The following is a 12,423-nucleotide window of genomic DNA, read 5'->3' on the forward strand; positions in this document are numbered from 1 at the left end:
ATGCCAAGTAAACATTAATCATTTGTAAATAGCATGTAAAAAGACCCGAAAATATTTCACAAGAGTGTATCTTAAGACATAAAAAATAGAGAGAAGGTGATGCCCTCTCTCTACGTTATATTCTATTGTTGCTTAATATTTTTTTGTATTGATTTCATCCATAATCATATCAATTACTTCATCTACTGGCTTAGCGCCTAAATCGCCTTCGCCGCGACGACGCACGGAGAGCGCTCCCTCTTCCATTTCCTTATCGCCAATGACAAGCATGAACGGAATTTTGTTCATCTGTGCCTCGCGGATTTTGTAACCAATCTTCTCATTACGGCTATCCACTTCCACACGAATACCTCGCGCAAGCATCTTCTCTTTCACTTCTTCCGCATAACCGGCATGCGGCTCAGCAATCGTAATGAGCTTCGCCTGTACCGGTGCAAGCCAGGTTGGGAACGCACCAGCAAAGTGCTCGGTCAAGATACCGATGAAGCGGTCGATAGAACCATAAATCGCACGGTGAATAACAACTGGACGATGTTTTTGGTTGTCCTCGCCGATATATGTCAGATCGAATTTCTCCGGGAACTGGAAGTCAAGCTGAATGGTTGCACATTGGTGACTGCGCTTGATTGCATCCCGGATATGGAAATCGATTTTCGGACCGTAGAATGCCCCATCGCCTTCATTGATATGGTAAGGTACACCCAATCCGTCAAGTACATTTTGCAGAGATTTTTCCGCTGTTTCCCACAGTTCGTCACTTCCCATAGAATCTTCCGGACGAGTTGAGAGTTCGATCGTATAGTCGAATCCAAAGACACCGTAGATTTTATCAACCAGATCAATGATATTTTTGATCTCGGATTCGATTTGATCCGGGCGGACAAATAAATGTGCATCATCTTGGCAGAATGTACGCACACGAATCATCCCATTCAGCGCACCCGAATATTCGTGACGGTGTACCTGTCCGAATTCAGACATGCGAATTGGCAGATCGCGGTACGAATGAATTTTATTTTTATAGACCAGCATATGGCCCGGGCAGTTCATCGGCTTCAACGCGAACTTCGTATTGTCTACTTCTGTAAAATACATATTCTCATGATAGTGATCCCAGTGGCCGGATTGCTCCCACAGACGCTGATTCATCATGAACGGCGTGCGTACTTCCTCATAGCCACGCTGTACATGCAGACTGCGCTCGTACGATTCAAGCTCATTGCGGATAACCATGCCATGCGGCAGATAGAACGGCATGCCCGGCGCTTCTTCTGAGAACATGAAGAGCTCAAGCTCTTTGCCTAATTTACGGTGGTCGCGTTTTCTCGCTTCTTCAAGGAAGTGTAGATACTCATCCAGATCCGATTTTTTCGCCCAGCATGTTCCATAAATGCGCTGAAGCATCTGGCGATCGGAGTCACCACGCCAGTAGGCACCGGCTACGCTCATGAGCTTAAATGCTTTAATTTTGCCTGTAGACGGTACGTGCGGTCCACGGCACAAGTCGAAGAATTCGCCTTGATGATACATGCTGATCTCTTCACCTTCCGGCAGCTCCGAGATGATTTCTGTTTTTAGGTGATCGTTCAGCTTTTCATACGTTTCCAGCGCTTCTTCACGGGAGACAACTTTACGTTCGATAGCGAGGTTTTCTTTAATAATTTTTTGCATTTCTTTTTCAATCTTCTCAAGCATTTCCGGTGTGATGGTTACATCTGTATCAATATCATAGTAGAAGCCATCCTGGATGACCGGACCGATGCCAAGGCGAACATTTTCATCACCGAGAATGCGCTTGATCGCTTGTGCCATCAAGTGTGCACAGCTATGGCGCATTACTTCAAGTGCACCTTCACTTTCCTCTGTAAGAATTTCAATGGCTGCATCATGAGGAATTACTGCTTTCAGGTCAACGATCTTACCGTCTACTTTACCTGCGATGGCCTTCTTCTTCAGGCTCGGGCTAATGGAAGCCGCTACATCTTCAATGGTTACACCGGACTCATATTCGCGCTTTGAACCATCCGGCAGTGTAATTTGCAGAGCTGACATAATAATTGTTTCCTCCTTCAGAAAATAAAAAAAACACGTTCAATCCCCAAAGGGACGAGCGTGCTGTTCTCGTGGTACCACCCTACTTCAACACAGCATCTCCATGCATACGCCAGAGAGAGGCCATGTCCTCTTCGATCGATAACGGAATCTGAATTCCGGCCTTCCATACTGACGCGAATGCGCGTTCCGGTTGGCAGCTCAAGGCGGTAGTCTTCAACCTCGTGTTGGAAAGCTTACAGCCACAGGCTCTCCTCTCTGGAAACCGTCTGGTTGAGACCATATCCTTATCATTGCTATTGAATGTAGTCTTATTGCTTAAATTATAGTAAGCTGCTACCTGAAAGTCAAGTATCCACTCCAACGTGTGCAGGGAATGAAAAATCAGTATAAACATCCATACGATCAGCGAATATCCGTGTCAGCATTTGGATGAATTCATGATTTGGCTGGCGTGTATACATTATAACACGTTCAGGTGCAAATCCAGCAAGCGCACCAATGATTTTGACTTCTTCCGCTATATACGTTGATTCAGCTTCCATTGGAAAGTGCATTGTTTTCGGCGGTGAAAGCCGCTCCCACCCTTCGTCATAATAACGAAACGAGAAGATCGACGTATGTACGACTCTCAATACTCCGCTGCGTCGAGGAAAAGCAAGCAGGAAGGTCCGCAAACGCCGGATAAGCAGCTCCTGTTCTTCTTCTGCCATATACAGCTCCATTCCAGCATCCACCATTGCACACAGCTCATTCATATACCCACGCAGTCGAAATTGAAAAAAGCCTTTTAATTGCAGCACATGTTCATGCTCCAAAAAATGCATGACTTCCTTTTGTACCCGATGAATACGCCCTCCTCCATACTCCATCTCTCCGACTTCCTGCTCCCGTATATGCTCCTTAACATAATGTATCAATCTGGCCTTGTCCATGACCCGGTCATAATAGTTATGGCCGATAATATGCCCATATATTCTCTCTTCCTCTTTGGCAGATATGTATGTGTGAATCGCACGAGCCAATGCAAAAAGCCAGGTTTCCTGTACGAGAATAGTCTGCTCCCAGCGCGGCCATCCCACACAATGAAAATGCCAGCCCGCTCCATCCCTCTCTTCCCGTATCTCGAATTGAAGTTCATTTTCTGCCTTCTCTAACTCATGATACAATGCCGAACGAAATTCCGGCAGAAGGTGTTCATCCGTGTATGGCAAAGATAATTGTACCCATCTCACACTCGCACCTGCTTTCCGGCTTTTTCCTTAACTATATGTATAAAATAGAAAAGTATTTCCATTTCTTATATTTCAAAAAAGATAATTTTTTTTAAAAAATACTATTGATAACGCTTACAAAAGCCGCTATAATAAAAACAACCCCCTTAATTGGGTTGACACCTCCTGGAATTGAATTAATCTCTCCACTCCTACCTTGGACCCGTTGACTATGTCAATGGGTCACTTTTTTATGTTGTGACCGCTATCATGTTTCATCTCCCACATATATTGGCTACAATAATACCAAAAGAAATACCATATTTACGTATAGAGGTGTTTATGACTCAATCGATCTTGCTTTATCAGCGGCTTATTTTTTATTTGTTTCTCCTTAATATTGCAGATTGGTATTTTACCTGTTATGGCATTGAACAGCGCTATATAGTGGAAGCCAATCCGGTCCTCTCCTCAATGATCACGACAGATCCTCTTCTCGTCCTGCTATGGAAATGTACGGGACCACTTCTTTTGTTCTGTCTGCTTCCTTATTGCCAAAGCAGGTTGGTACAGCATGCGCTCTTATTCACCTTATGTCTGTATATTGCTGTTAATGTTTATCATCTTCTCTTTTTTGTTCTCCATATTGCCTAGTTATGCACAAAACTGATGCTTCATCTCCCTGAATTGGTGGTAATCATCCTTACCTGATACATTCATGAATCTACAAAAGGGAGATGATCGGATGAAACGAGTATCCTTACACATACTGTCGTTTTGTATTGGTATGATGATCGTCCCGGCGGCTGCCCATGCTACGGTCTCAGACACATATACAGTGCAGGCTGGCGAGACACTGTATAGCATTGCCGTAAAGAATGGCACAACCGTTCAACAATTGCTGCATTATAATCCAGATATTTCTAGCAAAGATACGCTTCTAGTAGGCCAATTCCTCAACCTTCCCCACATGCTCAGGCAGGATATCGTTCTTAACACGATCCAGACGGCAGAAGCACTGATTGGCAAGACCTCCTTTACCGATGCATCTTTTCTCCATTATATTCTCAAGCAAAATGGCATCTATGTGAATACGACAAACACCGATACGCTTCTCATGAAGGGTGAACCTGTAGCCCAAGATGACATCCAGCAGGGCGATATTATCTTCTATCGTTCTACACCGGAGGCATCTTCTTCCCTTCACACTGTACTTTATATCGGGGACGGAAAAATTATCCACGCCAAAGAAGGCTATGTACGCATAGATACGATAGCCTTGGCGGATGAGGTATATTATGCGCCCCGACGCGTTATCCAATAAGATGAAGCAAGCGGTAGCCGAGATAATTCAATGTCTCCTTGCTTAAGAAAGAAAGTTGGCTTTCTACTCCAATATATCTCGATGTTGTAGTAGGTGAAGGAAGGGCCTGCATGCCTAAATCTTCTGCCATCTGGACAGCCCGCTTCATATGCAGCGGGTCACTCACAATCAGAAAGGTATGCAGCCCTTCTCTTTGAGCTACCTGCTTGGCATACTGTAGATTCTCCTGCGTAATACGTGATTTTTCCTCTGTTAAAATCGCTTCAGCCGGAACTCCGTGCTTTATCGCATAATCCTTAGCTACATCTGATTCTGGGCGCGCATTCGGGAGCCCAATTCCTCCGGTAAATATAATATGTTCGATCTTCCCCTGCTCATACAAAGTAATCGCATGACGAATCCGCTCACGAAAGACAGGCGAAGGACGGTCTCCCCAAACAGCAGCACCCAATACAATGGCCGCATCAGCGGGCATGGATTCGCTTTTCTTGCTGTATGTGTAAATACCAGCGGCAGTATACATGAGGAAACCAAGCAATACGAGCAGCAATGTGAGGCTTCCCTTCACAATACGCTTCCATTGCTTCATAAGGTTCCTCCCTTTCCTTCAACTAAATAGCCGCTTACTCTGCCTTTGATACATTCAAGAGGTAGCGCATCAAACTGTCTGCTATCCACCCCTATTATCCAATCGTCATCCATAACAAAGACACGGCCGGACGGCACAATCATTTCCCTCATATTGGCTTCAGGGAGCTTCTTCGCCCTTTTCAGCGTGGAGTCAACCTTATTCCAATTATTTTTATGTGTTTCAAGATATCGTTCAATATCCATACCTTTATGCTGAAAGCGACCATAGAAAGTTTCCAATGTTTTTCCATTCACATAAATTTGTCCTCTTTTCATGCGCACACGCTCTCCTCCGAACGCGATAACCCTCGATAGACTGTATCCATCCCCTCTATGATGCGGGTTTCTTACATACGTCTGATCCGGAAACGCATGATAAATAATATCTCCTCTTGAGATATCTTTGTCTCCATAATTAGTGTCAATCACAAGATCTCTAAGATAGAAGGTGCGGCATTTATGATTTTTGCATGTACGCCAATTCTCCATATCCTTCTGACCATACCGTCTAACAATCCATTGGCCTTCAGCCTCTTTCGGTGAGAGCGCGCGGATGTTCTCACGTGTATGCCAATCCTTTATCATTTCTTCGTCTTCTCCAAAGGAACACGCGACCATTCCTAATAAAAACATATAGACCATCCATAATCCAATAAGCTTTCTCACACTCTTCTCCCTTGTCCTTTATTCTCTATATGTATTAACGATAAAAAAGAGAAAAAAGTTACTACATTATTATAAAAAGAAACTACCGCACATTCAAACTGAACTGTGCGGTAGTTTCTTTATTATTTATTACTGTTCTGGATTTTTATCATCTTTCTCATCTTTTTGTTGGCCGTCACTTACACCATTATCTTGATCTACTCCATCACCGCATCCAGCCAATCCTCCGAGACTTACCATCGCGGCCATTCCACCAATCAGTATTTTTTTCTTCCATGTTGCTTTCATTAACAGCTCCTCCTCCTACAATGAAGTAACTATCCTTCTTAAGGAACTATTACCCATTGGCACCTATTCTCCAAACAAGAAGGAGCTTGAAAGACCTGAAGCTAACAAAGGTTAAAGATATAGAATTAAATTAATACATCAATACACATTATTGATATAAATCCCATGTTCTCTTATGAGTAAATCCTGATACGTTTCTCTTTCTACAACAAGTGTTGATTTTTCATCTTTAACAAAAATAATAGGAGGGCGGAGGATTCGATTATAATTGCTTGCCATTGAATAACCATAAGCACCTGTACAGAACATAGCTAATAAATCGCCAGATTGTACTTTGGGAACACATACATCTTTTATTAAGATATCACCTGATTCACAACACTTCCCTGCTATCGTAACAGTTTCTTCATCTGGACAAAGAGCCTTATTAACTATCATGGCTTCATATTTGGCTTGGTAAAGAGCAGGACGCAAATTATCTGTCATTCCACCGTCTACAGAAACATATTTACAAATTCCTGGTACTTCTTTGATGGCTCCTACTTTATATAGCGTGGTACCAGCTTCCCCTACAATACTTCTTCCCGGCTCAATCCAGATTTCCGGTACTGGATAGTTAATGGTTTGAAAGGATTCTTTTACTGTATCCATGATTGCTTGAATATACTCTTCTTCGGAAAGTGGCGTATCCTCTTGATGGTATCGTATGCCCAAACCGCCACCTACATTAAGAACTTCCGCAGTAAAAGAAAGTGATAAACGTATAGTATCAAGGAACTTAGCCATAATTACTATCACAGATTCAAACCTTTTTTTATCAAATATTTGCGAGCCAATGTGTGAATGAAGGCCCAGCAAATGAAGCGATGATAATTTTAATGCTGTATTAACCGCTTCATATGCTTGATTTGTAGCTACATCAAATCCGAACTTTGAATCCTGACGTCCGGTGGATATATACTCATGGGTGCCGGATTCGACTCCTGGAGCAATCCTTAGTAAAATTGGGACGATTTTTTGATGCTTTTTCGCCAGTCTATCTAGCATAGTTAATTCGTAAAAGTTATCTACAACAAAACATCCAATATCAGCCGTTAGCGCAAATTCAATCTCTTCTTCTGATTTATTACTTCCATGAAAGTGAATGCGGCTTGGAGGGAAACCAACGGAAAGGGCTGTATAAAGCTCACCACCAGAAACAACGTCTATATGCAGTCCTTCTTCTTGAACGATTTGGCAGATTGCCTTGATACTTAAAGCTTTGCTCGCATACGCTATCTTAAAAGGTATTGCACTTTTTTTACATGCACGTACATATCGCCGACACTTCTCACGGATCAGCCATTCATCGTACACATATAATGGTGTACCATACTGTTCTGCTAGCTGTGTGCAATCACATCCGCCAATTTCTAAGTGTCCCAAAGAATTAACACGTGCTGTTCCATGTAGATACAATACATTTCCCTCTCTTCCATTCTTCCATTATAGAAACATCGTATTGATTACAAAACTTTACTTAAAAAGTGTTGTGTTCTTTCATGTGAAGGTCGTTGAAATATTTGATCCGGTACTCCTTCTTCGATAATACTTCCATTATGCATAACAACAACGCGATCTGCCATCTCTCTAGCAAATCCTATTTCATGTGTAACTACAACCATTGTCATTCCTTCTACAGCTAAATTCTTCATAACAGATAGTACTTCTCCAACCAATTCAGGATCTAATGCTGATGTCGGTTCATCGAATAGCATAATATCCGGCTTCATAGCTAAGGATCTTGCAATCGCCACTCTTTGTTTTTGTCCTCCAGATAAATGTTCAGGATAAGCATTTTCCTTATCAGATAGTCCAACTTTCATGAGCAGCTGCCGAGCATACTCTATTACGAGTCTTGCATTAAGTTTTTTCACATGGATGGGTGCTTCAATAATGTTTTCAAGCACTGTCATGTGAGGAAATAGATTAAAATGCTGAAAGACCATGCCTACCCGTTCCCGAATGTGATTTATATTTTGGTTTTTTGGATCAATCTGCTTTCCTGCAATCATAATACTGCCATCATCAATTTTTTCAAGAAAATTCAGACATCTAAGGAGTGTACTTTTCCCTGATCCACTAGCACCTATAAGAACCACTACTTCACTTTTTGCCACTGCTATACTACAGTTCTTTAGTACATGCAGACTGCCAAAGGATTTATTTACATTCTTTGCTTCAATTATCGTTTCATTCATGAACTAACAGCCCCCTTTCCTACATCTAATCGATGTTCTACCTTATAAAGAATAAAGGTAAAGAACAATACCAATATCAAATAGTAGAGGCCCGCAATACTATAAGCTTCAAACTGTAAAAATGTTCGTGCTGCTGTAGATTGAGAAGCCAAATATAGTTCGTTGTAGCCGATCAATCCTACAAGCGAAGAATCTTTAAGGCCAATAATAAATTGATTTCCTAAAGGAGGGATAGCCCTCTTAAATGCCTGTGGCATAATAATTCTTCGCATTGCTAAAGAATACTTCATACCAAGTGAGCGCGCTGCTTCCATTTGCCCCCTATCAATCGACTGAATTGTGCCACGAAATATCTCTGCAATATATGCTCCATTATGAATAGCAAGCGCTAATGCTCCGGCCCAAAAATCACTTAGCATAATAATTTTTGTAATACCAAAATACAGAACCATTATTTGCAAAATCAGTGGAGTCCCACGAATTAAAATAATATAAACCCTTGCGATATTAACTAATATTTTTGATTGAGAAATGCGAAAAAAAGCAAACATTAATCCAATTACGATCGCGATAACCAAAGAAGTTGCTGTCATCTGAACAGTAAACCAGGCCGCCTTAAAAAAACCAAACCATGTTTCTGAAAGCAATTGTAAAAAGGACTCCATGACTCTATTCCCCTCCTTACTTGATTAGTTTGAAGCGGCTAACATATCCCGATTAAACCACTTTTTACTAATCTTTAAGTATGTTCCGTCTGCTTCCATCTCCCTGAGCGCCTTATTAACTGCTTCTAATAATTCTTTGTTTCCTTTTTGCACAGGTATTCCACACTTATCCACATACACGGGCTGGCCTACTGCTTTTACAGGAATATTGCTTTCCTGGATTGCATGTTGCCCTACACCAAGATCTGTAATAACAGCATCTACCCGTCCTTCATTTTTTAGCTCTTGTAATGCAAAAATATCGGTTTCATATTCTCTTACTTTTCCATTAGGCCCCACTAGTTCCTGAGCAAAATCTTTGTACGTAGAAGCTGTTACAACTCCAACTACTCTGCCTTGTAAATCTTCTTTTGTATTTATACCGGATGAATTTTTTTCATTTACAAATATGGCTGCTTGGGAAAGAAAATATGGCTGTGAAAAATCAACCTGCTTTGCGCGCTCTTCAGTTATAGACATTCCGCCAATGATCGCATCGTATTTTCCTGCTTTAAGTCCCTGTAAAATTGAACCCCATGTGGTCTGAACAGGCATAGGCTCAAGTCCAAGCCTTTTAGCAACCTCGTTTGCAATATCTACATCGAAACCAACCAGAGTGTTATCCTTGTCAGTATAATTATAAGGCTTTGCCATGCCACTAAGAGCAAAGGTTAATTTTCCTTCTGTGATTGTCTTGTATTTATTCGCTTGTGTTGAGTTCTCTTCCGCTTTAGAATTTACCTTTTCTGTTGAAGTAGTTGAACTACATCCAAATAAAAACATAATGAAAAGCATGCATAAGCCGATTATTATTACTTGCTTCTTTTGCATCATTAGTCCTCCTATTTTTTCAAATTCGCATACTCAAAGACCGCCAATCCAATTTTGCCTAATGCCTGTTTAGCTCGCAAAGCATCGCTTCCCTTTGATAAAACCGAAATCGTAAATGTTCTTTGTCCTATATACAAGATTCCTATATCGTGCTGTCTGTCGTCATCCCATCCTGATTTACTTGCGAATTTCCATTTTGGAATTCCCCCTATCAAATTTGTGTACTGCACGGGCAGCATGGATGGTAATCCATCACAAAATTGCTGTTTTTTTAAAATTTGAACCATCTGACCGCAAACATGGCGGGAGAGAAAGGTCCCTGTAGCAATTTTCTTTAATAAAATAGACGCATCATGAGCATTGATTACATTTTTACTCTCTATATGAGCAGGATAAATCATCATTTTACGGTGAAACTGACTTGCTTTCATCTCTAGTTCCATCAGGGTTTTTCTAATGTTTTCCAAACCGATAAGTTCAATTATTATATTGGTTGCCGTATTATCACTTTGTATAATCATTAAAGTAAGTAAATCATATATAGTCATTTGAATACCTGGAGTCAAATGTTGCAGAATACCTGTTCCTCCTACTATCTCTTCTTTTTGTACACATACATATTCATGTAAGTGAATCCTTTTTTCTTCTATAGCTGCAAAGACAGCAGCCATAATGGGTACTTTTATGAGGCTTTCAGCAAGGAAGAGTTCTCCTGCATTCCATCTCCATTGCTTATCCTCATCTAGATCCTCAATCACAATTCCCCATGTTCCCCCTGCTTCCTTTATAAGCTGTAAAATACAAGCCTCTAGTGCTTCCACATCCTTTCCCTCCTTTCTTTTCTTTACTTAAATTAACTGTCTGCGTATCACCCGTCCTGCTGTAGCACCTGTAAAACATCCATCTCTCACGGTCCATTCTCCATTAATTAAAACATGTTCAATACCAATACATTCCTGGAGCGGATCATCATAGGTCGCTTGATCCATAACAGTATTTGGATTAAATACAACAATATCCGCTTGGTATCCCTCACGGATCATTCCACGATCTTGCAGACGCAAAAGCTGTGCCGGAGCATGGGTCATTCTGCGAATAGCTTCCCAAATCGGAAAAACCTTCCTATCCCTAGCGTAATATCCCAACACCCTCGGAAAGGAACCATAAAGGCGAGGATGCGGTTTGCCTCCAAAAACTCCATCAGACCCCACCATTTGTAAAGGGTGCTGCATAGCATTGATCACATCCTCATCTTCTCCCCAATGAATAATCATCGTGACAGCCGCCTCTTCTTCAATCAATAAATCCATTGCTGCCTCATCGGGACTCTTTCCCCACAACTTCGCAATTTCCATTACACTTTTTCCCAGTATTTCTTTATTTTTTTCTGATGCTACCGAAGCGATAACGATATTTTCCCACCCATTATTTTTTACGGTGTTATCGTATTCCCCATTATTCGCCATATCCCATTTAATTTTTTCGCGTGTGGAAGAATCCTGAAGTCGCGTCAGCATATCTTCCGTACCTCCATCATGCATCCATGGAGGAAGAACTGCATGAAAAACAGTAGAAGCAGCTGTATAAGGATATTGATCAAATGTAACTTCGATTCCTTCTGCACGAGCAGCATCTAACTTTTCTAACGCTATCTCAAATTTATTGCGGTTCACATTCCCACAAACTTTGAAATGGGAGACATGAAGCCGTACTCCTGAAATTCGTGCTACATCAATTACTTCATCCAATGCTTCAAGCGAGAGATTACTTTCATTTCGAATATGTACCATAAAACAACCATCATATTTTGCTGTGCTCTTACAAATCTCACTTAATTCTTCTTTATTTGCATACACACAAGGCGGATATTGAATGCCCGAGGAAATGCCAAACGCCCCTTGTCTCATTCCTTCTTCAACAAGTTCGCCCATCAGGCGTATTTCTTCATCCCTTGCCGCATGTCCCTCAAATCCCATTACTAATGTACGAACAGCTCCATGAGGAATTAGATACGTAGCATTTCCGACAATCTTCATTTGGTCTAGATAACTTAAATATTCTTCTACGGTATTCCACGGCCAGCTCCCTATGTCACCATTTAGCCCTTTTAACTGCTTCTGCCATAATGATTTTGTTTTCTCAGAAACAGGTGCAACAGAAATACCATCTTGGCCAAATACTTCTGTTGTAATGCCTTGTAAAGCACGGATATAGTGCACTTTTGGTGTCATACACCATAAGTCGGAATGAGAATGTGGATCGATAAACCCTGGTGAGACCACTAAGCCATCAGCATTTATTTCATGCCTCCCTCTATCCTCCATTTTTTTCGCTATTTTTCTTATCTTTCCATCAGAGACTCCAATATCTATCTTTGTCCATGGACTTCCGCTGCCATCACATAACATACCGTTTCTAATCACAAAATCAAACACCGTTATTTTTCCTCTCCTTCAGCATAATAATCTTATTAT

At 41.4% G+C, this 12,423-nt stretch carries 13 protein-coding genes; 2 read left to right on the forward strand and 11 right to left on the reverse strand.

All coding sequences use genetic code 11. From position 1 onward, the window contains the following. Nucleotides 1-132 precede the first annotated feature (132 nt). On the reverse strand, nt 133-2,052 hold the full coding sequence (thrS, locus tag AB3351_RS11765; protein WP_371147341.1) for a threonine--tRNA ligase: 1,920 nt from the start codon (nt 2,050-2,052) through the stop codon (nt 133-135). Between the two features lie 347 nt (nt 2,053-2,399). Beyond that, nucleotides 2,400-3,287: a sporulation protein YtxC gene (gene ytxC / locus AB3351_RS11770; protein WP_371147342.1), complete on the reverse strand. Its 888-nt coding sequence runs from the start codon at nt 3,285-3,287 to the stop codon at nt 2,400-2,402. Nucleotides 3,288-3,608: 321 nt separating this feature from the next. Here ytxC and AB3351_RS11775 point away from each other — a divergent pair, with 321 nt between their 5' ends. Both AB3351_RS11775 and AB3351_RS11780 read left to right on the forward strand, forming a co-directional pair. Further along, on the forward strand, nt 3,609-3,920 hold the full coding sequence (locus AB3351_RS11775; protein ID WP_371147343.1) for a DUF5658 family protein: 312 nt from the start codon (nt 3,609-3,611) through the stop codon (nt 3,918-3,920). A gap of 91 nt (nt 3,921-4,011) precedes the next feature. Then, nucleotides 4,012-4,590: a C40 family peptidase gene (locus AB3351_RS11780; RefSeq protein ID WP_371147344.1), complete on the forward strand. Its 579-nt coding sequence runs from the start codon at nt 4,012-4,014 to the stop codon at nt 4,588-4,590. On the opposite strand, the gene AB3351_RS11785 is transcribed toward AB3351_RS11780, so the two are convergent. The 9 genes from AB3351_RS11785 to AB3351_RS11825 all read right to left on the reverse strand — a co-directional run bounded on the left by AB3351_RS11785 (nt 4,580) and on the right by AB3351_RS11825 (nt 12,384). Then, nucleotides 4,580-5,179, reverse strand: coding sequence for a YdcF family protein (locus tag AB3351_RS11785; protein ID WP_371147345.1), 600 nt, complete (start codon nt 5,177-5,179; stop codon nt 4,580-4,582). The two genes, AB3351_RS11780 and AB3351_RS11785, sit on opposite strands and share 11 nt — an antisense overlap. Further along, the gene (lepB, locus tag AB3351_RS11790) at nt 5,176-5,886 is read right to left on the reverse strand and encodes a signal peptidase I (RefSeq protein WP_371147346.1); all 711 of its coding nucleotides are present in this window, start codon (nt 5,884-5,886) and stop codon (nt 5,176-5,178) included. The genes AB3351_RS11785 and lepB overlap by 4 nt, the downstream gene beginning before the upstream one ends. A 129-nt stretch (nt 5,887-6,015) precedes the next feature. Next, nucleotides 6,016-6,174, reverse strand: a complete 159-nt coding sequence (locus tag AB3351_RS11795; RefSeq protein ID WP_371147347.1) for a hypothetical protein — start codon at nt 6,172-6,174, stop codon at nt 6,016-6,018. Between the two features lie 138 nt (nt 6,175-6,312). Next, on the reverse strand, nt 6,313-7,632 hold the full coding sequence (lysA, locus tag AB3351_RS11800; protein ID WP_371147348.1) for a diaminopimelate decarboxylase: 1,320 nt from the start codon (nt 7,630-7,632) through the stop codon (nt 6,313-6,315). Between the two features lie 47 nt (nt 7,633-7,679). Next, nucleotides 7,680-8,414 (reverse strand): amino acid ABC transporter ATP-binding protein, encoded by a 735-nt coding sequence (locus tag AB3351_RS11805; protein ID WP_371147349.1) that lies wholly within the window; start codon nt 8,412-8,414, stop codon nt 7,680-7,682. After that, a complete protein-coding gene (locus AB3351_RS11810) occupies nt 8,411-9,079 on the reverse strand; it encodes an amino acid ABC transporter permease (RefSeq protein ID WP_371147350.1) in 669 nt (222 codons plus the stop codon). The genes AB3351_RS11805 and AB3351_RS11810 overlap by 4 nt, the downstream gene beginning before the upstream one ends. 24 nt (nt 9,080-9,103) lie before the next feature. Then, a complete protein-coding gene (locus AB3351_RS11815; protein ID WP_373270233.1) occupies nt 9,104-9,949 on the reverse strand; it encodes an ABC transporter substrate-binding protein in 846 nt (281 codons plus the stop codon). An 11-nt stretch (nt 9,950-9,960) separates the two neighbouring features. Further along, the gene (locus AB3351_RS11820; protein ID WP_371147352.1) at nt 9,961-10,770 is read right to left on the reverse strand and encodes a serine hydrolase; all 810 of its coding nucleotides are present in this window, start codon (nt 10,768-10,770) and stop codon (nt 9,961-9,963) included. A gap of 27 nt (nt 10,771-10,797) precedes the next feature. Further along, on the reverse strand, nt 10,798-12,384 hold the full coding sequence (locus tag AB3351_RS11825; protein WP_371147353.1) for an N-acyl-D-amino-acid deacylase family protein: 1,587 nt from the start codon (nt 12,382-12,384) through the stop codon (nt 10,798-10,800). Nucleotides 12,385-12,423 lie beyond the last annotated feature (39 nt).

It is taken from the genome of Aneurinibacillus sp. REN35, from assembly GCF_041379945.2.
Classification (GTDB): domain Bacteria; phylum Bacillota; class Bacilli; order Aneurinibacillales; family Aneurinibacillaceae; genus Aneurinibacillus.